Here is a 23,639-nt window from a genome sequence, read left to right as displayed (position 1 = left end):
GCTTTTAAAGAAAAATATTGACCAACTTATAATACTGGTATATAATATATTTCGTTGGTGACATTCCTCGATAGCTCAGTTGGTAGAGCAATCGGCTGTTAACCGATCGGTCGTAGGTTCGAGTCCTACTCGAGGAGCCATTTTTGTTACAGCAAACAGGATTTCTTTGGAAATCCTGTTTTTATGGGCCTATAGCTCAGCGGTAGAGCAGCCGGCTCATAACCGGCTGGTCCCTGGTTCGATCCCAGGTGGGCCCACCAACTAAATTTATATAGTATATGGCCCGTTGGTCAAGCGGTTAAGACACCGCCCTTTCACGGCGGTATCGGGGGTTCGATTCCCCCACGGGTCACCATAAGCAGAGAACCGGATTTTTAGGAGCGAAGCCAAAACTAAGTGAATCGTTTAGTTCCGGACGTAGTGAAGAACTTTCTAAATATCTGTTAATCGGGCGATTAGCTCAGCTGGGAGAGCGCCTGCCTTACAAGCAGGATGTCGGCAGTTCGATCCTGTCATCGCCCACCACACGAACTTACATGCAAAGCACAGGCTTTGCATTTTTTAATTTAGGATAAAAGCCAATTATGCAAAGCGGGATTTTGTTATATACTAAAAAGGAGAGGTGATGGGATATGCCGTTAAGTAAGAGGCTCTCCGCCATCGCGCAGTTGGTTATACCGGGAGCCGGGGTAGCCGATATCGGTACAGACCATGCTTATTTGCCCATTTATCTTGTTGAGCATGGTGTGGTTACTCATGCCATAGCCGGCGAGGTGAATCAGGGGCCTTATCTGGCTGCTCAAGAAACGATTCAACGGGCTTCGCTGCAGTCGAGTGTTTCCTTGCGTCTGGGTGATGGTTTAACTGTTTTACAGCCTGGCGAAGTGGAAACCATAGTGATTGCTGGCATGGGGGCAACCACCATGACCGATATTCTTAATGCCTGTCCGGCGGTTGTGCAAGCGGCTAAACGTCTGGTGGTGCAGCCGATGATCGGCGCTGCGCTAATGCGTCAATGGCTGGCGAAGCATCAGTGGGCCATCTGCGAGGAAGAGCTGATCGTAGAAGATGATATTCTTTATGAAATTATTGCGGCTGAGCCGGGTGAGATGCCTGCCATGAATCCTCTTTTGTATGAGATCGGGCCGGTTTTGTGGCGGCAAAAGCATCCGCTGCTGGAATATCATATGACGCAGAGTATAAAACAATATAAAAAAATAGTTGAAAATCTGAAATTAAGTAAAACAACGGAGGCCGCCGAGCGCTGTCAGCGGCTTGTTAAAAAAATAGAAGAGTTGGAGGCGTGGCGTACATGTCTGTGAAGTGTCAGGCGATTATGGATACTCTTTATAGTCTTGCTCCCGCTCAATTGGCTGAGAAGTGGGACAATGTAGGTTTACTGGTAGGTAGCCCCTCCCAAAAGATAAAAAAGATATTGGTTGTTTTGGATGTGACGTTGTCAGTCATTGATTATGCGGTAACCAATCAAATCGATATGATTATTGCTCACCATCCGCTCATTTTTCATTCCCTGAAAAGTATCCGTACCGATAAACCGGAAGGAGTCATGCTAGCCAAACTGCTGCAAAACGAAATCGCGGTATTTGCGGCACATACCAATCTGGACATTGCTGCAGGCGGTGTAAATGACAGTCTGGCAAAAAAAATAGCGCTCCAAAACATAAAACCGCTTGCTGTTCAGCAAACCGGGCAACTTTTAAAACTAGTGGTCTACGTACCGCAGAATCATGTGGAAGAAGTGCGAACCGCCATTGCCGATGCCGGAGCCGGCCATATAGGACAATACAGTCATTGTTCCTTTCAAACAACAGGAACAGGTACCTTTTTGCCATTAGCGGGAACAGATCCTTATATTGGTAAAGCCGGTCAACTGGAAAAGGTGGACGAAGTCCGCCTGGAAACCGTTTTGCCCGAGGAAATCAAGAACCGGGTGCTTGCGGCGATGTTTCGGGCTCACCCTTATGAAGAAGTAGCTTATGATCTGTATGAGCTGCTCAATCCGGGCGTGCCGCAGGGACTGGGACGCATCGGCGATTTGCCCCACAAGGTCAGTATGATGGAATTTATTTGCTTGCTTAAGCAGGCATTGGAGGTTTCTTTTGTGAAAGTGGCCGGTCAACATGACGACATGGTCGGCAAAGTGGCTGTTTGCGGCGGCAGTGGGGCCGGACTGATTGCCCAGGCAGTTGCTGCCGGAGCGGATGTATTGGTAACCGGCGATGTAAAATATCATGAAGCTCAGGCGGCAATTGCGGCAGGACTGACAGTTATTGATGCTGGTCATTTTGCGACGGAACAGCCTGTAGTTGCTGATTTAGCCGCCTATTTAACGCAATGGGCCACAGAAAATAAATGGTTCGTCGAGATTGAGGCAGGGACTGGTTGTTCTAAAGATGTGTTTGATTTTTATTGAGGCTTGACATAAACAAAAATAACTGGTAACATAATAATCCGGTTGTTATGAGTCAAAAAGACGATTGCGAATGCGCTAGTGTTCCGCCAATTTTAAAACTGCAAATTAAATTTACGGAAAAAGATCTGTGAAGAAATTGTAGTTTCAGAGTTGGTGGAGCACTAGGGCGTATTTGAGGAAAGTCCGAGCTCCGTAGGGCAGGGTGCTGGATAACGTCCAGCGAGGGTGACCTCAGGGAAAGTGCCACAGAAATGTAGACCGCCTGGTATTTGCCAGGTAAGGATGGAACGGTGCGGTAAGAGCGCACCAGCAATCAGGTGACTGATTGGCTAGGTAAACCCCACTTGGAGCAAGACCGAATAGGGAAGGGATGAAGCTGCCCGCTGAGCCTTCCGGGTTGCGTCGCTTGAGCTGTCAGGCAACTGGCAGCCTAGATAAATAATCGTCACCGCGCTAGCGGAACAGAACTCGGCTTATTGATGACTCATAATGCTCATGGCCGTTGTACGATAAGCTGCATGCAGCTTATCGTACAACGGCCATGTTATTGTTATTTCCAAAAAAGAATTTCCGGTGCCCGTTTCGCCACCGGTTCCTGTTCGCTGGCCGGATAGCCTACAATCAGCGGTGCAACCATAACATGAGTTTCAGGGATGCCAAGTTCTTGCTTAATATAAGGCTGCTGTAAGAATTCCTGGGCAAAACCAATCCAACAGGTTCCCAGCCCCAGGCTGTGGGCCGCCAGCATGACATTTTGCGCCGCCAGACAGCAATCTGTGACAGCAAACGGACCGGCTGGTTTGGCATAAACAAGCAGAAGTGTGCCGGCACCATAAAATATATCATAATCATCGCGTGCCAACAGGGCGTGATATTTCTGCAGTGAAGGAAGTTCTTCCATCTTACCGATAAGAAGGGCCTTGACTTGCTGGGAATAGGCGGACAGCAGGTTTTGGTTCTGAATTACGCCAAAGCACCAAGGCTGGGAGTTGGTGGCACTGGGAGCCTGAGCCGCAGCAGTGCATAGTTCCTCGATTATTTTTTTATCCACCAACTGACCGGTATACTTACGAACAGAACGTCGGCTATACAGCGTTTCTTTGAAATCCATGGGTCTACCTCCCGAAAATATTTACCTTTATCATAGTAAATTATCCTGGAAAAGTAAAGCACGGCAGGTCCTCACAGAGGGAACTCAATTGACTTTTGGAAGAATATTCTATATAATTCTAATTATAATTGTTTTTGTTTTACCGTGTTAATGAAAGCTTTTTTTAGATAATAAATATGATGGGATTATATATTAGGGAGGTATGGCAGGTGAGTGTGATAACCATTTCAAGTCCGGCAGAATTTACGCAGACAATTGCTGCCGACAAACCGGTATTAGTTGATTTTTGGGCTTCCTGGTGTGGTCCGTGCAAGATGGTTGCGCCTGAAATAGAAGCGGTAGCTGAGGAATATGAGGGGAAAGCCGTCATTGCGAAAGTCAATATTGACGAGCAGGCGGAACTGGCCAGCCAGTACAATGTAATGAGTATTCCGACCATATTGATTTTTAAAGCAGGCCAGGAAGTAAACCGCCTGGTGGGATACCGGCCCCGTAAAGATTTTAGTGTTGCGTTGGAGAAGAACCTATAATTTTTTCGGGAGAATTCTGCTTTTACGAAATTTAGGACAGTGGCCTTTTTGAGGGCAGTGTTTATTTTTCTATGTTTCGTAATGTTTCACGTGGAATATTTTACCAAATCACTTATTTAGTTTTGCAAGCTTATTTGGAGGATTGGAAGATCGTATAATACAGCAGGGCAATAACGAAAACGGCTCTTATTGGTATGTGCCAACTAAGAGCCATTTTGCTGCTTTAGGGCGTGTCATCATCTTTCAGTTTCAAAGTTGGCAGAGCCCTAGTGTAGTGGCCCATTCACATTTCGCTAAATTACTTGTCTACATTTCCAGCTGCTTCGTTGTCGTCAATCGGCGTAGGAACCACTACGCCTCACTCCTTCGCCTTGCAGATGGAAATTTATCCGGCGTCCTTTAGCTGAATGTCAACGTGTCACTACACTAGGGGTTGTTGTTTGCTGCTTTAATATAGGGTATAATAACCATCAAGATATTTTATGGAGATGATTCTTTTTATGCAGGATACTATACAGTCAAAACGCATGTCCGTGCTGACATACGGATGCCAAATGAATGAAAATGACTCTGAACGGTTTGTCGGACAACTGAAGTCTGTCGGTTATGAATTAACCGATAAGCTGGATCAGGCTGATTTAATTATGATAAATACCTGCTGTGTCAGAGAAAGCGCTGAGCAGAAAATCTATGGAAAAATCGGTGAACTGAAACGGCTGAAAGCGGTAAATCCTAATTTGATTATTGGGATTGCCGGCTGTATGGCTCAAAAGGACCGGGATGAAATTTTTAAGAAAGCGGCCCATGTCGATTTTGTCATAGGCACACATAATGTTCACAAATTAACCGAATTAATTGCCGAGGTGGAAAATAAAAAAGACAAGGTGCTGGCTGTCTGGGATCAGGCTGAACGGTTGGCTGAAGATGTGCCTGCCGTACATAAAGGAAAGGTTTCTGCTTATGTCCCCATTATGTATGGTTGCAATAATTTCTGCACTTACTGCATTGTGCCTTATGTGCGGGGACGAGAACGCAGCCGGCCAATGGAGGATATTATTAAAGAAATAGAACAGTTAGGGCAGGAAGGCTTTAAAGAAATCACTTTGTTGGGGCAGAATGTGAATTCCTATGGCAAGGATGATAAACAGGAAGACGGTTTTGCCCAATTGCTGGCCCGGGTTGATCAGGTGGAGTCCATTGAACGTATTCGTTACATGACTTCCCATCCCCGTGATATGAATCAGGCTGTCATTGATGTAATTTGCCAAAGCAAAAAAATATGCGAGCAGTTTCATCTGCCGATCCAGTCAGGCAGCAATAGGGTTTTAGCCAAAATGAACCGTGGTTATACCACTGAGTACTATACTAAACTGATTGAGCAAATAAGGAAAAAAGTTCCCCAGGCCAGTATCACGACCGATATCATTGTAGGATTTCCCGGCGAAACTGAAGAATTATTCTTAGAAACGCTGGAATTTCTAAAAACAATCCGTTTTGATGCTGCTTATACCTTTATTTATTCCAAGCGGTCAGGTACTCCTGCAGCTACCATGCCTGATCAGATTCCGCTTGCCGAAAAGAAAGCCAGATTGCAGGCGTTAATGGATGTACAGAATACGATCAGCCTGGAAATCAATAAGCAATTGGAAGGCAGTGTGGTGGAGGTTCTGGTGGAAGGGCCGAGTAAAAATGATGACACCAAACTGATGGGGCGTACCCGTACCAATAAAATCATACTATGGGACAAGCAGGGGCCGGAACAGGTCGGACAATTGTTGTCTGTTAAAATAGATCATGCCCAGACCTGGGTATTAAAGGGCAAACTGTATAATTATTAACTTGTTTTCCCGGAAAAGGAGGAGACGATGAGTGTAAGTTATACTCCTATGCTGGAGCAATACCGCGAGATTAAAGCTAAGCATCCGGAAGAAATTTTGTTTTTCCGGCTTGGTGATTTTTATGAGATGTTTTTTTCTGATGCCGAGTTAGCTTCGCGGGAATTGGAAATCACCCTGACTTCCCGCGAGGGCGGTCAGAATACGAGAGTTCCCATGTGCGGTATTCCTTATCATGCGGCAGATACTTATATTGCCAAGCTGATTGGCAAAGGTTATAAAATTGCCATTTGTGAACAAATGGAGGATCCCAAGCAGGTAAAAGGATTAGTTCGGCGGGAAGTGATCAAGATTATTACGCCGGGGACCGTATTATCGGAAAGCCTTTTGCCTGACCAGAATAATAATTTTTTGGTGGTTGTTTGGGAAGAAAACGAAGAAATCAGTCTGGCCGCGGCTGATATTTCCACCGGCGAGTGTTTGTGGACGGTTTTTAGCGGACTGTATCGTTTAAATGGTCTGTGCGATCAATTGTTTAGGCTGATGCCTGCCGAACTGGTGTTGGCCTCCAAGCTGGAAAATATAACGGAACTGGAAGCTTTTATCGAAAACCGGATTTCCCGCTGCACAGTCACTACGCTGAATGTGCCAGAAGTTGATTCCATTAAAGCTTTGCCGCAGCAATTCTTTTCACCGGCGGAACTTCCCCAGACCGATGGAGCTTGCATGGTTGTGGGTTGTTTGTTGCACTATTTGCAGCAGACAGTGAAGAACGATTTGTCGCATATCAACTGCCTGGTTAAATACAATGCCGCCGAGCATCTTGTTCTGGACGCGGCTACGCTAAGAAATTTAGAGATAACACGCAATATGCGTGACGGCAGTAAAAAAGATACATTATTCTCCGTATTGGACTTTACCCAAACCGCCATGGGCGGGCGGCTCTTAAAAAAGTGGCTGGAATATCCGTTATTGAAGACTGATGAAATTACAGCCCGGCAGAATGCGGTGGGAATCTTCTTGGAATTACCTGTCGTACGCCAAAACATACATAGGCTGCTAACCGGAATTTATGATTTTGAGCGTATATTAACCAGGATCGAGGTCGGAACAGCCAATGCCCGGGATTTAGTCGCTTTAAAGACTTCTTTAGACATTGTGCCTGAGATCAAAGGTTGCTTACAGGACATCCGCGATCCGTTGTTAGCCCATCTGCGTGGACAGATACAAAGCCATACAGATGCGGCCGAGCTTATTGCTTCGGCTATTGTGGATACGCCGCCTTTTTCGGTTCGCGAAGGGGGCATGATCAGGGAGGGCTATCATGCCGAACTGGACGAACTGCGGTTTATCTCGCGGGACAGTAAAAAATGGATCCAGGAGTTGGAGACGCAGGAGCGGGAAAAGACGGGAATTAAATCGCTCAAGGTAGGATACAACAAAGTATTCGGTTATTATCTGGAGGTAACCCATACCCATGCGGCGTCAGTTCCGGCACAGTATATACGCAAACAAACGCTGGCTAATGCCGAACGATACATTACACCGGAACTCAAGGAATTTGAAACCAAAATTCTTGGAGCTCAGGAGAAAATTGTATCCATCGAATACCATCTGTTTAGTGAAGTTCGCGATTATATTAAAGAAAAGATTAAGGAAATTCAACAGACGGCCCGGCAAATCGCCCAGGTGGATGTACTGACTGCTTTAGGAGAAGCGGCGGCTCGCTACAACTATATAAGGCCGGCTATTAACACCAGAAATGAAATCATCCTTAAAGACGGTCGGCATCCGGTGGTGGAACGCTTGCTGGTACGCGAGATGTTCGTACCTAATGACACAGTGCTGAATCATACCGACAGTGAAGTGATGGTCATTACCGGCCCGAATATGGCCGGTAAATCAACCTATATGCGTCAGGTTGCCGTACTTGTCCTGCTGGCGCAGATCGGTAGTTTTATTCCGGCGCGGGAAGCCAGCATTTGTCCGGTAGACCGTATCTTTACCCGGGTAGGGGCCAGTGACGATTTGGCCACCGGTCAAAGCACCTTTATGGTGGAAATGAATGAAGTGGCGCAAATTCTTAAGCATGCCACACAAAAAAGTCTGATTATCCTGGATGAAATCGGCCGGGGAACTAGCACCTTTGACGGTATGAGCATCGCCAAGGCGGTCATTGAGCATATCAAAAAGAAGATTAAGGCAAAAACCTTGTTTGCGACCCATTATCATGAGCTCACTGATTTGGCGGAGTGGAATGACAGCATAAAAAACTACTCCGTAGCCGTAAAAGAACGGGGTAAGGAAGTTGTTTTTCTGCGGCGGATTGTGCCGGGTGGTGCCGATAAAAGCTATGGTATCCATGTGGCTCAGTTGGCCGGGCTACCGAAAGCCACGATTGAGCGGGCACAGGAGATATTAATCGAATTGGAGCAGCAGCATGTTTGTGTGCAGGAAAGAGTCGCCCAGGAGCAGACGGCTGCGGCAAATCAACCGACCTTGTTTGGCAGTGCGCTGGCGGATGACATCCTGTCGCTGGACATTATGACCATGACCCCGCTGGAAGCGCTGAATGTGTTATACAAGCTTCAAAATCAGGCCAGGCAGGAGACTGGAAAGCTATGAGCCATTCCATTATTCATGTGCTTGATGAAAATACCGCCAATAAGATTGCCGCCGGTGAGGTGGTGGAGCGTCCCGCTTCCATTGTCAAGGAGTTGGCGGAGAATTCGCTGGATGCCGGCAGCCGGAATATAGAAATCGAAATTGCCGAAGGGGGTATTCCCTTTATCCGGGTGACTGATGACGGCAGCGGGATGAGCCGTGAAGACGCGAAGTTGTCGGTGTTGCGGCATGCGACCAGCAAGATCTATGAAGTTGACGATCTGGAATGCATAAGTTCTTTGGGGTTTCGCGGTGAAGCCCTGCCCAGCATCGCTGCGGTATCCAAATTTTCGCTTACCACCAGACTGCATGGGGAAGAACTGGGAACTTATCTGGAAATCCAGGGTGGAACGATGAGCGACCTTAGGGAAGGTGCCGGTCAGGTTGGCACAACAATTACCATTCAGGATTTGTTCTTTAATACGCCGGCCAGACGGAAATTTTTAAAAACACCGGCAACAGAGGCGTCACAAATTCATCAGGTTGTCACCAGGCTGGCTTTATCACACCCGGATGTATCGTTTAAATTGATTAATAATCAGAAACTGGTGCTGCACACGCCGGGAACCAATAAGCTCAGAGATACACTGACAAGTCTTTATGGTACTCAGATTGCACCCGACCTTATTGAGATTGATTATGCCGATACGAATATCAGCATTTCCGGCATGATCGGTAAGCCGACCCTGCTTAAAGGCAGCCGGCAGTGGCAAACCTATATTGTTAATTTACGGGTTATTAACAGCCGGTTTATTGCCAAAGCCATTGATAATGCCTATCATTCTTTGTTGCCGAAAACAGGGTTTCCGTTAGCTGTACTGCAAATAACGGTGCCGTTGGATAGCGTGGATGTAAATGTTCATCCACAAAAAAGCGATGTGAAATTCCGCGATGAGCAGCAGGTTTTTCGCGCCGTGTATAAGGCGGTTACGACAACACTGATCAATCCCCAACAGCCTACGCAGTTGGCTTCTCCTATACAGCCGAAATTCATTGAACGCCATCCTGCGCAGCCGGTAGAAAGCTTATTTGCCAAGCACCCAGAATATAAAGAACCCGTACCATATCAGCCCTATCAGAGATCGAATGTGATATATGAAAAGCCGAGTGTGAGCTTTTCAGCTGTCCGGGAGGCTGTCAGGAAGCAGGACGAAGAGCAAAAGGCCTCCTGGCAGGCTGAAGCCATGCCGGTGTTGCCTGCCTCGACGGAAGAACCGGCAGAGTCCTTTGAGTTAAGAGTTATGGGCCAGATTGCCGAGTGCTATCTGATCGCGCAAGGTAAAGACGGTCTTTATATCATCGATCAACATGCTGCTCATGAACGCATTCTTTATGATAAGTTTGGCCAGGCCACCGAGCGCATTCCTTTTCAGCAATTGCTGGTGCCGCTTTTTTTTGAGTTCAGCCAGGTGGAAATTGATGTAATCAGCGAGCAGGCTGAGGTATTCCAACAGTTGGGCTTTTCCCTGGATGTGGTTGGACCTAACACCGTCAGATTGACGGAAGCTCCGTCAGACATTCCTCCTGCCGCCAGTGAAGCATTATTAAGGCAAATTCTGACTGAAATACAGGGCTTACACAATCCCACGGCACAGGATTTACGCCATGCCTGCCTGCAAATCGCCTCGTGCAAAGCGGCGATCAAGGCCGGCGATACGCTGTCACTGGAGCAGATGCAGGCGCTGGTTAACGAGCTTTGTGCCACTACCCTGCCGTATACCTGTCCACACGGCAGGCCTGTGATTGTCCGGTTCTCACCGCAGGACATGGCAAAAATGTTTAAAAGAACTTAAAGAACCACTGCTTAATTACACTGCGCGTCCTGGCGAATCTTTTTCCACCTAATAGCTGTGTCAGCAAAACCTTGAAATAGAGCAACTATTCCTGCCGTTTTTCTTTCTTGCTAGGCGAAAATCTCTCGTTAGGCCGACAGCCTCATTCAATCAGCGGTTCTCTGAAGAGGAAGGTATGCAGTTGATTGTTACAACAGGAATTCACCCCACCGAGGCTACCGCTCAACTGGCCGAGTCTATGGCAAAAACTTTACAGGTCCCCTATGTCCGGCGGGGAAAACAATCACTGGACTTTTTAAAAGCCAGCCATAGAGCTGAGCTTCTCGTAGTGGTAAAAAAGCAGGGCCCTGTGGTAATCACACCGGGGGGAGAGTACTTTTTTCATTTGAGTATGGCCGAATTACGTATAAATAATTTAAAAAATGGAAAACCTGACCATATGGTGGAGGCCATGGGGCTCTCTGCCGGGATGTCCGTATTGGATTGCACAATGGGCTTGGCTACCGACGCCATTGTTGCCAGTTTTGTTGCCGGCGCGGCAGGGCAGGTCACTGGAATAGAGCATGCCCTGTTGATCGCGCAAATTACCGAATACGGTCTGCGTCATTTCTCTGCCGGGGATGAGGCGGTTACCATGGCATTACGGCGCATACAGGTTGTTTGGGCAGATTATTATGAGTATCTTTGCCATGTGCCGGATAAAAGCTTTGATATTGTGTATTTCGATCCGATGTTCCGTCATCCTATCCATAGCAGCTCTAACCTTAAACCGCTTCGTTATCTGGCTGATGACCGCCCCTTGCTGCCGGACGCAGTCCAGGAGGCTTGTCGTATTGCCAGACAGCGTGTTGTCATCAAGGAAACCCGCAACAGTGCCGAATTTGATAAGTTTGCCTTATCAGGCCTGTATGGCGGAAAATACAGCAGCGTACATTATGGCGTTATTCAGGTTAACGGATAAAGTGGATGGGAGAAGGATATGGAGCGTGTAATTGCAGTTATTGGTCCGACAGCCGTCGGTAAAACAAGAGTCAGCATTGATCTGGCTAAATTGCTGGAGACAGAAGTGATTTCCGGCGATTCCATGCTTGTGTATAAAAGGATGAACATAGGTACGGCTAAACCGACGCTACAAGAGCGGGCAGGAATTGTGCATCACCTGATCGACTATATTGAGCCGGTCGAACCTTTTAGTGTAACCGATTTTCAACAAATAGCGGCACAATATATTACCGGGGTTAACCGACGGGGGAAGATTCCCATTTTGGCCGGTGGCACCGGACTCTACGTCAAAGCTCTGTTGGAAAATTATCAATTTAATGAAACTCCCGGCGATTCGGAATTTCGTCAGCACTTAGAAAAGCTGGCAGAGCAGTACGGTAACGACTATCTGCATGCTATGCTGGCCAGGAGCGATTCGCAAGCGGCTTTGCGGCTTCACCCCAACGATCGCCGGCGCATTATACGGGCTTTGGAGGTACAAGAGCTGGGCGGCGAAAGCATATCTCAAACAAAGGAAAGGCCTGAGCTGGTTTATGAGTCGGTCGTAATTGGCTTGACCTTGGAGCGGGCTAAACTGTATCAGAATATAAATTTCCGGGTTGACCAAATGATGGCCGCCGGCTTGGAAGAAGAAGTGGCAGAGCTGCTTCGCTCGGGTGTGTCGCCTGACTGCCAGTCCATGAAGGGAATCGGTTATAAAGAGATGGTTGCCTATCTGCAAGGCAGGATGGATTTATCCTCTGCGGTAAATCAAATTAAACAGGCTACCAGAAATTTTGCCAAGCGTCAACTTACCTGGTATCGCAGAATGCCGTATATTCAATGGTTTTCAGTTGATGAGTACGACAGTTATGAGAAAATGATGGAAACAATTTACAAATGCATTGCAGGAAAGTTTTGTCTCAAGTAGAATAAAAATTAGAATATGGCGATGAATGTGTTTTTGGCAAATCATAAATACGGAGGGGTTAATTCATGACAACAAAAGTAATCAATTTGCAGGATAGTTTTTTAAATCAAGTGCGTAAAGAAAATGTTCCGGTTGTAATTTACCTGGTTAACGGATTTCAACTGAGGGGATCAGTTAGAGGCTTTGATAATTTTACGGTCATTATTGAAAATGATGGAAAACAGCAATTAGTGTATAAGCATGCAATATCAACTATTACCCCTTTTCGTCCGCTATCCGCCAGTTATCACGATAAAAAAGAAGAAAGTAAAATATAAACAGATGCTCCGGTTTTACCGGAGCATCTGTTACATTTTAGGGAGTAGCTGCGTATACTGTATATCACCGATAGACGGCGAGGTGAACAGTAATGAAATACATATGTCCCCAGGAGGTCATTACAGCAATCGCCGCAGGCGATATATCGGCACTGGACGGTTTCCGGCAAATGCGGGATATGGATCAGCGGATGGATGCAGCTATGCGAAAACCTGCAAGCAGTAAACAAAAAGCTGAAGACAGCAGCAAAAAGATGGAAGAGATTTTGCGGGAATTGGATGCTCTCATTGGTCTGAACGAAGTGAAAAAACTGGTTAGAGAAATATACGCTTTTCTGGAAATTCAAAAACGCCGGGAAAAGGAGCATTTAATTACCGAACCTTTGGTTTTGCACATGATTTTTAAAGGTAATCCCGGAACCGGCAAGACTACGGTGGCCCGTATTCTGGGAAAAATTTTCTGTGAAATGGGTGTTTTAAGCCGTGGCCATTTGCTGGAAGTCGAGCGGGCTGATTTGGTCGGCGAATATATTGGACATACGGCGCAAAAAACCCGGGAGCAATTGAAAAAGGCCTATGGAGGAATTTTATTCATTGACGAGGCTTATTCGCTGGCCCGGGGCGGGGAAAAGGATTTTGGCAAAGAATCAATTGACGTGCTGGTAAAAGCCATGGAGGATCACAAAAATGAACTGATTCTGATATTAGCCGGTTATAGAGACGAAATGGATGGCTTTCTCCAAGCCAACCCGGGGCTACATTCCCGTTTTCCCATTCATATTAATTTCCTTGATTATACACAGGAAGAATTACTGGCTATTTCGGAACAGATGTGCAACAAACGTCAGTACCGGTTTACGAAGGAAGCAAAGCTGGCTTTATTAAAACTGCTGATCCGTCCTTCCGGTGAGAAAGAAGAGCATTTTGGCAATGCCAGGACGATTCGTAATATTATAGAAAGAGCAATCCGCCGACAGGCGGTCAGGTTGATGGCCAAACAAGTCACAACCAGAGAGGATTTAGTTACACTGGAAGCGGAAGACCTTCTGGAGGTGAAATAGAGAGTGCGGGAACTGGTGATTGTCGGCAGGCCTAACTCCGGTAAAACCATGTTTGCCTTAAATTTTGCCGATTATTTGGGAAGCCGGACAGTGGATATAACGGCAAAGAGCTTTGACGGACTTATGACCTGCCGGCATTTTTCCATCGAAGAGGCAAAACGGGAACTCTGCGCGATGACCTTGCATAAAACCCGTCTCGTGCAGTCTTTTGTCCTTAAAATCCCGGTTGGCAAGACAACGGCCAATTTCATGCTGACCGACACTTGCGGCATTAGTGAAAGTATTCATCCTGATGAAACTATCCGGAGGGGAATGGCCCAAACCCTTAAAATATTGCGATCAGCGGAAGGTATTTTACATATCGTTGATTTAACGGCTATCAGAGAGCACAATGTCGGGACGGAGATTGACCGGGAGATATATAGCTATGGCATGACGCGACGCAATTATGTTCTGTTGGCGAATAAGATTGATTTGCCTGTGGCAAGAGACTCTGTCAAAAGACTGCCAATGCTGTTTCCCGATACGCCGATATTAACTATATCGGCACTTTATCTGCATGGTTTTAGAGAGGTGAAAAACTATGTTAGACATACTATCTGACTGGGTTAAAATGTTTCTGGCCGTTTTATTTTGTGCCGGCGCCATAAAGCTTGCCGATGACTATCTGGATTGCGAGGTGGATGAAAAAAGGCGGTATAAAAACTGGGCTGTCAGGCTGGGGCGGGGGACAATGTTTTATGCCCTGATCAGCATGTTAATTGCCTCGGCGCTGCATAACGCCGTGAGTATCGGCTTATTCATGGGAAGCTATATGGTCGGTATGTTCCAGGACTTACACAATTTATTTCCCAGTCGACTGACAGGCGCTCAGGAGTCAGTTGTAGCCTTTATACTTGGCGGTGTACTGGCCGGATGGACGATGATGGTTTTTTCACTTGTTTTTGTCTTCGCCGTGCAATTAATCGATGACTGTATTGATCTGAGGGCAGATGAACTGACGGGATATCGTAATCTGGCCTACCGGTTTGGTGTATTGGAAAGCATCTTAGCTGCTGCTTGTTGTCTGACCCTTGCCTGGATATTGGATCAAGCTGTATTCGAGCCTGTATTTTGTGGTGTAGCCTTATTTTATATAATAAATTATTATTACCAGGAGGTATGCGCTTAGTGATAGTATTGCTGGTACTTCTGTCGTTTTTGGCAGGATATTTGCTTGGCAAGCACCGGGGTGAACAAACTGGCCAGGCCCGGGGTATGGCTGAGACTCGTTTGTTGTTGCGACAGCAAACGTTGGAAACCGGCATCTGCAGCTTGTGCCGGCAGGATCGTATTGCAAAAGAATCTGATAGTGCGAAAGGATAAAAGTCAATAAATAGCTCCATAATTCTTTACGTTTTAGAAAAAGTTAGGTATGATGTAACTATCTCTAAATAAACAGGCGCCATTGCTGAATAAGAATAGGAGCGAACCCTTGTGCCAATATTACTGTTATCAATACTTGTAATTATTGTGGATCAATTGACTAAGTACTATATTCAAACCCATTTAGAGCCAGGCATGTCCATACCGGTTATTCCAAAGATTTTTCATATTACTTATGTTTTAAATCCGGGAGCGGCTTTTGGCATATTGGAGCACAAAACAGCTTTTTTTGTTTTGATAGCTACTCTCATGGTTGGGGCAGTCCTATATTTTTATCCTCGCATTCCCCGGGAGGATATTTTATTGCGGGCAGGAATTTGTCTCATGACCGGCGGTGCGGTGGGTAATGTGATTGACCGGCTTAAGACTAGTTATGTGGTTGATTTTTTTGATTTTAGAATCTGGCCGGTTTTTAATGTGGCGGATATCGCGATTGTGACCGGTGTGATTGTAATTATTATTGATATCATCTTTTTTAAAAAAGGACTGAACGAGAGTGAATGAAGAAGTAATGGCCGTAGTGGATGAAACTGTGATACCTAATGAACGGCTGGATGTGTTTTTGACCAACCGGTTGCCGGATACGACCCGGAGCTTTGTCCAGAAGCTGATCCGTGACAAGCAGGTTACGGTAAATGCGAAAGAGGCAAAAGCAAATTACCGGGTACAACCGGGTGATATTGTCAAAGTAATATGGCCAGAGCCCAAAACAGTCGATGTGCTGGCCGAGGACATTCCGCTTGACATACTCTATGAAGATGAAGATATTATTGTTATAAATAAAGCGCGGGGTATGGTGGTACATCCGGCTACCGGCAATTATCAGGGAACGCTGGTCAATGCTTTATTGGAGCATTGTACTAATTTATCCGGTATAAATGGAGAAATCCGGCCGGGGATTGTACACCGTTTGGATAAGGATACTTCCGGTGTGATGGTAGCGGCCAAGAATGACCGGGCTCATGTCAGCCTGGCTCAGCAAATAAAAAACCGGACGGCCGGCCGGATCTACTGGGCGATTGTACAAGGCAATATTAAGGAGGACACCGGAACCATTCATGCGCCGATTGGCCGTCATCCCACTGACCGGAAAAAAATGGCCGTTACGTTTAGTAATAGTAAGGAGGCCATTACCAACTTTACAGTGATTACACGTTTTGGCGAATATACCTTGGTAGAATGCAAGCTTTTAACCGGGCGAACCCATCAAATCAGGGTACACATGGCCTATATCGGTCATCCGGTGGTCGGTGATCCAAAATACGGATCGCCTAAATCACGATTTTCGATTGACGGACAGGCTTTACACGGTAAAAAATTAAGATTGGAACATCCGGTTACCGGACAGGAAATGGTCTTTGAAGCACCGTTGCCTGATGACATGCAAAGCATATTAAACAGCTTACAAAACAGAAAAGGGTGAGAGGCATGGCTAATAGAGTTGAAAAAACCGTATTGATGGATGCGCAGGCTTTACAACGGGCCATTACACGAGTTGCCCATGAGGTTATTGAAAAGAATAAAGGGGTACAGGATATTATCCTGGTGGGGATACGGACGCGCGGCGTGCCGTTGGCAGAGCGCCTGGCGGCGACTATTGAAAAGATAGAGGGTGTAAAGGTTCCGGTCGGTATTTTGGATATTACTTTATACCGGGATGATTTATCCACGCTCAGTTATCAGCCGATTGTGCATCAGACACAAATCCCCGGCGATATTAACGGCAAGAAAATCATCTTGGTTGACGATGTATTATACACCGGCAGAACGGCCCGGGCAGCGCTGGACGCGGTAATGGATATTGGCCGGGCCAAGGTTATCCAGCTTGCCGTTTTGGTTGACCGTGGCCATCGTGAGCTGCCGATCAGAGCGGATTATGTCGGTAAAAATGTTCCCACCGCCAGCCGGGAGATTGTTAGTGTGAAATTATCACAGGTTGACGGAAACGATCAGGTTGTTATCGAAGAAATAACGGAATAAAAATAAGTCGCCTTGCTAGTAGGGCGACTTATTTTTATTCCGTTATTTCCCGGTTTCCTTGAGCTTTTGCTGAACGGTTTGTTCGTCCGGTGGTGTCACATACAAAGTTTTTTGATGATCATAAATGACAAATCCCGGTTTGGCACCGGCCGGTTTTTTTACATGACGCCGCTTGGTAAAGTCAACCGGAACATTGGCGGATTGCCGGGCTTTACTAAAATAGGCTGCTAATTGTGCCGCTTCCCGAATGATTTGTTCCGGCGGCGGCACTGTCTCGGTACGGAGAATGACGTGAGACCCCGGAATATCTTTGGCATGGAACCACAGATCATCCGGACGTGCCTGTTTACAGGTAAGAGCATCGTTTTGACGGTTGTTCTTGCCGATCAATATGATTGCTCCATTGCTTGACGCTACCTGTAAGGGAGCGGTTGGAGCGGTAGGAGAACGGCGCTTCGCCGTAGGCTTAACATAGCCTGCCTGGGTAAGTTCCTGTTTGATTTCGGCTAGCTCTGCCTGTAAGGAAGTGTCGGCCAATGCCACCTGGATGCTTTCCAGATAGGCTATTTCCTGACGGCAATGAGAAAGTTGTTCGGCAAGCAAGTCCTGAGCCCGCTTAAGTTTGTTATATTTTCCGTAATATGCCTGGGCGTTTTCCAAAACCGACAGGGATGGGTCAAGCGGAATTATCGCGGTGTCCCCTTCGGTGGTGCTGTATATATTGGGCAGAATAATCTGTTCGCAGCGGGTAGGCAAGGACTGGTACAGATGAGCCATCAAAATGTCGGCGTACAGGCGAAGCTGGTCACAGGCATTGGCATCGGCCAGTTCCGCGGTTAGCGCAGCAAGTTTGCGTTTTTGCTTACTGATTTCACCGGTCAGCAGTTTTTCTACCATGATTTTTTCCGGCGGCTTTTGGATTCCCTTTTGATCACTGGTAAATTCGAGTAGTTGGCTCATGGTAGGAAAGGTTTGCCGCTGACCTGCCGTGAGGTGCTCCAGTTTAAAAGCAGCCATAGCGACGATGCGGTTAGTCGCATCCATAACCAGCGATGGCTGCAAAGGGTCTTTCTGGAGTAAGTTTCTAATGCTGTAAATTGCTTCGGATACGGCGGCAAGATCGGATTTATCCAAAGCATTCACCATAATATCCGCCGGGAGTCCGCTGCGCCAGACGATTTCACGGGCTGTTACCGGACCTATGCCGCTGGTGATTTTTACAATGGCCTTAGCCAGGGAAAGATCGTTTTCCAGGGAAAGCTGTGCTATGAAATCGGGGATACTGCCGCGTAATAGATCATGTCCTAAAGGACCCGGGGGATATTCATACTGCCTGCCGGGAAGTACCTGCCGGTAGGAGCTTACATTGGTCCCGATGCGGCGAATGGCATCAACAATCAGGTTGTTTTGCGTGAAAATAATATTGCTGTGTTTACCCATCAGTTCGACCACCAGACGCTTGGTTACCAGCTCGCCCCGTTCATTTCTGACGTCGATGTCAATAAACACTGTACGGTCCAGGCCGTGTTGGGAGAGGGATGCAATGCGTCCGTCTTCCAGGTGTTTGCGGAGTAGCATGCAAAACGCGGGCGGAGCTGCAGGATTTTCCGGCAAGGCGGCACTTATGTACATGCAGGGATTTTCCGGTTTAATACTAATCAATAAACGTATTGTTTCGTTTAGCTGCCGCACAAGCAAGGTCAGGGTATGTTTATCCGGTTGATAAATCCGATCAATCCGGCCGCCTGTTAAGGTTTGGTTAAGTTCTGTAATCAATAAGGATAAGGAAAAACCGTCAAGACTCATAAAAAATGCCTCCGAATGATTTGTCCCTAGTATATCATGCAGGCTTTATACGGTCAAACAAGTGTTCAGCCTTGTTGACAGCCCGGTTGTTGCCGGAGGGATAGGCGGTATTTGGTCTAATTACCTGTTTTTTCGAATAACATGGGTATATGACCAATACTTAGCGAGGTGAACGGGCTGATATGGAACAGTGGCATAGGCGTACTGTAGACGAGATCATCGGATTTTGGCAAACTGAAGTTAACGAAGGTTTATCCTCTAAAGAAGTTAAAGAAAAATTGCAACGGTTTGGTTTTAATGAAATGGCAGCCCAGGAGAAAATAGCATGGTGGAAAAAACTTGTAGCCCAGTTTCAGGATTTTATGGTGCTGGTATTGCTGGCAGCTACATTAATTTCAGCCTTTTTAGGGGAATTTGCCGATGCGGCCACGATCTTAATTATTGTAATCATTAATGCCATTTTAGGTTTTGTACAGGAATATAGGGCCGAAAAATCCTTGCAAGCCTTACAGAAACTATCCGCACCAACTGCCAGAGTCCTGCGTAACGGAAATTTGCAGCAAATCCCGGCCAGAGAGCTTGTGCCCGGTGATATTCTGATTATAGAGACAGGCGACAAACTGGCTGCCGATTGCCGTTTGATAGAAACGAAAGGTTTGGAGATAGAAGAGGCCGCCTTAACCGGGGAATCGCTGCCGGTAAGTAAGGCGGCAAGCTTGCTCTGCAACGAAGCCAGCGCTTTGGGTGACCGGAAAAACATGGTGTACGCCGGTACAAGCGTCACCAGGGGGCGGGGGACCGCCATTGTTTGTGATACCGGCATGCGGACAGAAGTCGGGCGCATTGCCGATATGCTACAGACGGCAGAACAGGAACCTACACCGCTGGAAATCAGGCTGGCTAAACTGGGGCACTTACTGGTTTGGGGTTGCCTGGCTGTTTGCCTGGTTGTAGTGCTTACCGGCATCTGGAAAGGGGAACCGCTTTTTTTAATGTGCATGGCGGGAATTAGTTTAGCAGTTGCTGCTATTCCGGAAGGCCTGCCGGCAATTGTGACAGTTTCGCTTGCTTTGGGTGTTCAGCGCATGATTCGCCGCAATGCAATTATCCGTAAGTTGCCGGCCGTGGAGACGCTGGGCTGCACGACGGTAATCTGCTCGGATAAAACAGGCACGTTGACGCAAAATACCATGACGGTACGGCAGGTTTTTGCCGGGAGTCATGCGTTTGAAGTGACCGGAAACGGGTATGATATTAAAGGGGAGTTTCTTCTTAATCAAGCCAAAGTAAATCTCCAGCGGGAAAAAGCGCTGCAGGTATGCTTAACGGTTGGCGCTTTGTGCAATAACAGTGTTCTTAAACGCAATAATGTGGGCATCAGCGGCTTATGGCGCAGGGCTCAGGCTGATAGCTGGTCGATCGAAGGTGATCCCACCGAAGGGGCGTTAGTAGTGGCGGCGGGAAAAGCCGGTATATGGCGGGAAACGGTGGAAAAAACGCAACCCCGTTTGGGTGAAGTACCGTTTACATCGGAGCGTAGATGCATGTCGGTAGTGTATGGTCAGAAGGGCTTATATACTTTATATACCAAAGGCGCTGCCGATACTGTTATGGAGGTGTGTAAATATTATAATAAGGGCAATGTGGAAGTTATACTTACGCCTGAAATGAAGGAACAAATCATGACTGCCCATGACGGTATGGCCTCACAGGCCTTGCGTGTTTTGGCCCTGGCTTACCGTAAGCTGGGACCACAGCAGGTCAATAAGGATGCTCTGGATGAAAGCGTGGAACGGGATATGGTCTTTGCCGGATTAATCGGCATGATCGATCCGCCGCGCAGTGAAGTGAAGCAGGCTATTCTATCTTGCCGGCAGGCGGGGATCAAGACGGTTATGATCACCGGTGACCATCGGGATACGGCCATCGCCATTGCGAGCGAATTGCAGATCTACCAGGAAAATAGCAGTTATGCTCTTGCCGGGCACGAGCTGGAAAAGCTGGATGACAAAGAACTTGATAAAATTGTCGATCAAGTTGCTGTGTATGCCCGGGTATCTCCCGCCCATAAGCTGAGAATTGTAAAAGCGTTGAAACGCCGCGGCCATGTTGTGGCTATGACCGGTGACGGAATTAATGATGCCCCGGCTATAAAAGAGGCTAATATCGGGGTAGCCATGGGGAAAGCCGGGACGGATGTAACTAAAGAGGCTTCTGCCATGGTACTGGCTGATGACAATTTTACGACTATCGTTGCCGCCATAGAGGAAGGCCGGGGCATTTATGAAAATATCCGCAAGTTTATCCGTTATCTGTTGTCCTGTAATCTGGGAGAGGTCTTGACTATGTTTATTGCCTCGCTGCTTGGTTTCCCATTGCCACTGCTGCCGGTACAAATTCTTTGGGTGAATTTAGTGACTGACGGTTTTCCGGCCATGGCGCTGGGGATTGATCCGAACCAACGCGATATTATGCAGCGACCGCCGCGAAATCCGGAAGAAAGCGTGTTTTCTCGGGGGCTCAGCCGGAAAATTATTATGCGTGGTATCCAGATTTCCTGCAGTACCGTAGGAATTTTCGCTCTTGTCTATCTTTTGCAGGATAATTTGCAGTTGGCAAGAACGATGGCATTTGTTACACTGGTATTATCACAGATGTTTCATGTTTTCGATTGCCGTTCGGAGATATTCACAGCATTTGAGGTCGGTTTAACTAAAAATAAGTATCTGGTGCTGGCGGTGACCGGTTCTGTTTTAATGCAGATCGGAGTAGTATATCATCCCTTTTTTCAAGGTATATTCCAGACCGTTCCCATGTCACTCTTTGACTGGCTGCTGGTGGTAGCCATTTCTGGCTGGACGTTCATCACAAGCGGTGTGCGATATGCTTTTCGAAAGAAAAGGTATATGTTTTCACAGCCCAAACGTGCTTAGGCAACCACTGAAGCATATCAAAACAGTTGCATAGATGCGCAAGGAGGCGTTGTAATATGAGATTTCAATTTACCAAATGGCAAGGTCTGGGAAATGATTTTGTCCTTGTCGACTGCTTTAAGGAGACTATAACTGATTGCAATCAACTGGCGGTTGCCGTTTGTGACCGGCATTTTGGCATAGGTGCCGATGGGTTGGTTACAATTTCTTCTTCAGCGGTTGCTGATTTTCATATGCGAATTTTTAATTCCGATGGCAGTGAAGCGGAAATGTGCGGCAACGTAACTCGCTGCGTGGCCCGCTATGTATATGAGAACGGTCTGACCGATAAAACAAAGATCAGTTTGGAAACCGGTGCTGGTATTATCCGCTCGGAATTGATTTTTGAAAGCGGCAAGGTTGCCAACGCCCGGGTTGATATGGGAGAGCCGAAACTGACCCGTGGCGTTATTCCGGTAGCAGGACAGGCGGATGACACTGCTATACATATTCCGGTGGAAGCAGCTGGGGTTCTTTATTACGGTACTTGCGTTTCCATGGGAAATCCGCACTGCGTTATTTTCACGGATGATGCGGCTGGCATTGATTTGCCGTTGGTTGGTCCGGGACTTGAAAAACATGAACTGTTTCCCAAAAAGATTAATGTGGAATTTGTGCAGGTACTTGATGCGGAAAATATCCGGATGAGGGTTTGGGAGCGCGGTGCAGGAGTAACCTTAGCTTGCGGTACCGGCGCCTGCGCGGCTGTGGCGGCAAGCGTGTTAAACCAAAAGACCAAGCGGCAGGTTACCGTTCATTTGGACGGCGGCAAACTGTTTGTTGAATGGGGCGACAACAATCATATATTTATGACGGGACCGGCTATCGAAGTGTTTCGTGGAGAATATCGTCTTTAAGTGTGTGTCTTCCAACTAACGGAATGATCCAAGGTGAGTGATTTTCGGGGCCAGACGCATTATACCCTAAGGGACACGCGAAATTTTGCAGGAATAGCAGCCCCTATTTCAAAAAAATTTAATGAAGTATGGCCCCAAAAGCACCGTCAGGGAGCGTTTCGGATAGTTGGAAGACACGCACTAATGCATTGTCGTCTGCAAACAGGCGACTTTTTTCATACGCTTACAGGAATTTTTTAGTGTAAAGTATAATAATATACGCCATAAGACTAAGGGAGGTGCTTCATGAGGATTGTTAGTTTGGCGCTGATATTTTGTCTGCTCATCGGTAGTCAAGCCCTGGCAATATCCCCAATCAATCTTGAAGTAATAAAAGAAGCCCAGCTTTACGGAACCGCTAATGTAAAAAAAGAGTATACCTCTTTTTTGGCTCCCTGGATGGCCTTTGAAGAACGTGCTCCCAAGTTGGATGAGTTTGCCGAGCGAGCGTATCTTTACACCCCCTTTCTATTGATTGCCATTGATGCCCGCGGCAAAGCACAGCAAGGCAAACAGGTGGAGACGGCGGACAGCAGTAAAACCTTGGAGAACTATTCGGGCTATGTCATTTTTAGTGCAACCTTGTACGGTGGTAATGACGCATTGATGCAAAACGCTGCTGTTACGGTAAAACAGGATAAGCGTACAGTCAAAGCGGCCCAATCGACGGTAGAGGTATCCAAAACTAATTGGCCTGACAATAAGCCGCAGTATATGGCCCAATGTTATTTTTATTTTCAGGAAAAGGATATTCAAACCGATAAACCGGCGTTGCTGCATATACTCACTGCCGACAAACAGGAGCATACCTTTTATTTTAATATGGATCGTATAAAATGAAGTATGGATATGAAAACCTGTATAAAAAGGAATTTTTCAATGTAAGAAGAAGTAATTTAAAAT

At 46.8% G+C, this 23,639-nt stretch carries 21 protein-coding genes, 4 tRNA genes and 1 other RNA gene; 24 read left to right on the top strand and 2 right to left on the bottom strand.

Translation table 11 applies throughout. The features are described from left to right. Nucleotides 1-64: 64 nt before the first annotated feature. The 7 genes from BMW43_RS00965 to rnpB all read left to right on the top strand — a co-directional run bounded on the left by BMW43_RS00965 (nt 65) and on the right by rnpB (nt 2,925). Nucleotides 65-140: transfer RNA gene (locus BMW43_RS00965), tRNA-Asn, on the top strand. A 45-nt stretch (nt 141-185) separates the two neighbouring features. Next, a tRNA-Ile gene (locus tag BMW43_RS00960) sits at nt 186-260 on the top strand. Nucleotides 261-280: 20 nt separating this feature from the next. Then, nucleotides 281-355 (top strand) — tRNA-Glu (locus tag BMW43_RS00955). A 94-nt stretch (nt 356-449) separates the two neighbouring features. Further along, a tRNA-Val gene (locus tag BMW43_RS00950) sits at nt 450-525 on the top strand. Nucleotides 526-632: 107 nt separating this feature from the next. Then, nucleotides 633-1,322, top strand: coding sequence for a tRNA (adenine(22)-N(1))-methyltransferase (locus BMW43_RS00945; RefSeq protein ID WP_091743516.1), 690 nt, complete (start codon nt 633-635; stop codon nt 1,320-1,322). Then, on the top strand, nt 1,313-2,434 hold the full coding sequence (locus BMW43_RS00940) for a Nif3-like dinuclear metal center hexameric protein (protein WP_091743515.1): 1,122 nt from the start codon (nt 1,313-1,315) through the stop codon (nt 2,432-2,434). The genes BMW43_RS00945 and BMW43_RS00940 overlap by 10 nt, the downstream gene beginning before the upstream one ends. Before the next feature lie 128 nt (nt 2,435-2,562). Next, an RNA gene (rnpB, locus tag BMW43_RS00935) (RNase P RNA component class A) lies at nt 2,563-2,925 on the top strand. Between the two features lie 59 nt (nt 2,926-2,984). Here the strand turns inward: rnpB and BMW43_RS00930 are convergent. Beyond that, nucleotides 2,985-3,545 (bottom strand): nitroreductase family protein, encoded by a 561-nt coding sequence (locus tag BMW43_RS00930; RefSeq protein WP_091743514.1) that lies wholly within the window; start codon nt 3,543-3,545, stop codon nt 2,985-2,987. Between the two features lie 209 nt (nt 3,546-3,754). Here BMW43_RS00930 and trxA point away from each other — a divergent pair, with 209 nt between their 5' ends. The 14 genes from trxA (at nt 3,755) to pyrR (ending at nt 17,062) form a co-directional block, all read left to right on the top strand. Continuing rightward, nucleotides 3,755-4,075 carry a thioredoxin gene (gene trxA / locus BMW43_RS00925; RefSeq protein WP_091743513.1) on the top strand — a complete coding sequence of 107 codons (321 nt, stop codon included), beginning with the start codon at nt 3,755-3,757 and terminating at the stop codon, nt 4,073-4,075. 500 nt (nt 4,076-4,575) lie between these two features. After that, nucleotides 4,576-5,913 (top strand): tRNA (N6-isopentenyl adenosine(37)-C2)-methylthiotransferase MiaB, encoded by a 1,338-nt coding sequence (miaB, locus tag BMW43_RS00920; protein ID WP_177173420.1) that lies wholly within the window; start codon nt 4,576-4,578, stop codon nt 5,911-5,913. A gap of 27 nt (nt 5,914-5,940) precedes the next feature. Next, nucleotides 5,941-8,535: a DNA mismatch repair protein MutS gene (gene mutS / locus BMW43_RS00915; protein WP_091743511.1), complete on the top strand. Its 2,595-nt coding sequence runs from the start codon at nt 5,941-5,943 to the stop codon at nt 8,533-8,535. Beyond that, the gene (gene mutL / locus BMW43_RS00910) at nt 8,532-10,367 is read left to right on the top strand and encodes a DNA mismatch repair endonuclease MutL (protein ID WP_091743510.1); all 1,836 of its coding nucleotides are present in this window, start codon (nt 8,532-8,534) and stop codon (nt 10,365-10,367) included. The genes mutS and mutL overlap by 4 nt, the downstream gene beginning before the upstream one ends. A 175-nt stretch (nt 10,368-10,542) precedes the next feature. Continuing rightward, complete coding sequence (locus BMW43_RS00905) at nt 10,543-11,328, top strand: class I SAM-dependent methyltransferase (RefSeq protein WP_091743509.1); 786 nt, start codon at nt 10,543-10,545, stop codon at nt 11,326-11,328. Nucleotides 11,329-11,346: 18 nt separating this feature from the next. Next, on the top strand, nt 11,347-12,279 hold the full coding sequence (miaA, locus tag BMW43_RS00900; protein ID WP_091743508.1) for a tRNA (adenosine(37)-N6)-dimethylallyltransferase MiaA: 933 nt from the start codon (nt 11,347-11,349) through the stop codon (nt 12,277-12,279). 65 nt (nt 12,280-12,344) lie between these two features. Continuing rightward, a complete protein-coding gene (gene hfq, locus BMW43_RS00895; protein ID WP_091743507.1) occupies nt 12,345-12,596 on the top strand; it encodes an RNA chaperone Hfq in 252 nt (83 codons plus the stop codon). Between the two features lie 92 nt (nt 12,597-12,688). After that, a complete protein-coding gene (locus BMW43_RS00890) occupies nt 12,689-13,657 on the top strand; it encodes an AAA family ATPase (protein ID WP_091743506.1) in 969 nt (322 codons plus the stop codon). A gap of 3 nt (nt 13,658-13,660) precedes the next feature. Then, nucleotides 13,661-14,260 (top strand): GTPase, encoded by a 600-nt coding sequence (locus BMW43_RS00885; protein WP_091743505.1) that lies wholly within the window; start codon nt 13,661-13,663, stop codon nt 14,258-14,260. Beyond that, on the top strand, nt 14,241-14,828 hold the full coding sequence (locus BMW43_RS00880; protein ID WP_091743504.1) for a UbiA prenyltransferase family protein: 588 nt from the start codon (nt 14,241-14,243) through the stop codon (nt 14,826-14,828). The genes BMW43_RS00885 and BMW43_RS00880 overlap by 20 nt, the downstream gene beginning before the upstream one ends. Continuing rightward, a complete protein-coding gene (locus BMW43_RS00875; RefSeq protein ID WP_091743503.1) occupies nt 14,828-15,022 on the top strand; it encodes a hypothetical protein in 195 nt (64 codons plus the stop codon). Before BMW43_RS00880 ends, BMW43_RS00875 begins: the two co-directional genes overlap by 1 nt. Nucleotides 15,023-15,133: 111 nt before the next feature. Then, entirely contained in the window at nt 15,134-15,586 is a 453-nt protein-coding gene (lspA, locus tag BMW43_RS00870) for a signal peptidase II (RefSeq protein ID WP_091743502.1), read from the top strand. A gap of 7 nt (nt 15,587-15,593) precedes the next feature. Continuing rightward, nucleotides 15,594-16,505 carry an RluA family pseudouridine synthase gene (locus tag BMW43_RS00865; RefSeq protein ID WP_091743718.1) on the top strand — a complete coding sequence of 304 codons (912 nt, stop codon included), beginning with the start codon at nt 15,594-15,596 and terminating at the stop codon, nt 16,503-16,505. Nucleotides 16,506-16,510: 5 nt separating this feature from the next. Beyond that, the gene (gene pyrR / locus BMW43_RS00860) at nt 16,511-17,062 is read left to right on the top strand and encodes a bifunctional pyr operon transcriptional regulator/uracil phosphoribosyltransferase PyrR (protein ID WP_091743501.1); all 552 of its coding nucleotides are present in this window, start codon (nt 16,511-16,513) and stop codon (nt 17,060-17,062) included. 42 nt (nt 17,063-17,104) lie between these two features. Here pyrR and BMW43_RS00855 read toward each other — a convergent pair whose 3' ends face one another. After that, nucleotides 17,105-18,868 (bottom strand): Rqc2 family fibronectin-binding protein, encoded by a 1,764-nt coding sequence (locus BMW43_RS00855; RefSeq protein WP_091743500.1) that lies wholly within the window; start codon nt 18,866-18,868, stop codon nt 17,105-17,107. Between the two features lie 182 nt (nt 18,869-19,050). On the opposite strand from BMW43_RS00855, the gene BMW43_RS00850 reads away from it, so the two are divergent. The 3 genes from BMW43_RS00850 (at nt 19,051) to BMW43_RS00840 (ending at nt 23,576) form a co-directional block, all read left to right on the top strand. Then, the gene (locus BMW43_RS00850) at nt 19,051-21,801 is read left to right on the top strand and encodes a calcium-transporting P-type ATPase, PMR1-type (protein WP_091743499.1); all 2,751 of its coding nucleotides are present in this window, start codon (nt 19,051-19,053) and stop codon (nt 21,799-21,801) included. Between the two features lie 56 nt (nt 21,802-21,857). Continuing rightward, on the top strand, nt 21,858-22,697 hold the full coding sequence (gene dapF / locus BMW43_RS00845) for a diaminopimelate epimerase (RefSeq protein ID WP_091743498.1): 840 nt from the start codon (nt 21,858-21,860) through the stop codon (nt 22,695-22,697). Between the two features lie 285 nt (nt 22,698-22,982). After that, a complete protein-coding gene (locus BMW43_RS00840; protein WP_091743497.1) occupies nt 22,983-23,576 on the top strand; it encodes a hypothetical protein in 594 nt (197 codons plus the stop codon). Nucleotides 23,577-23,639 lie beyond the last annotated feature (63 nt).

Origin of the sequence: Propionispora vibrioides, assembly GCF_900110485.1 — a bacterium.
In the GTDB taxonomy this organism is placed as follows: Bacteria; Bacillota; Negativicutes; order Propionisporales; family Propionisporaceae; genus Propionispora; species Propionispora vibrioides.
This window is presented reverse-complemented; position numbering and strand designations above follow the sequence as displayed.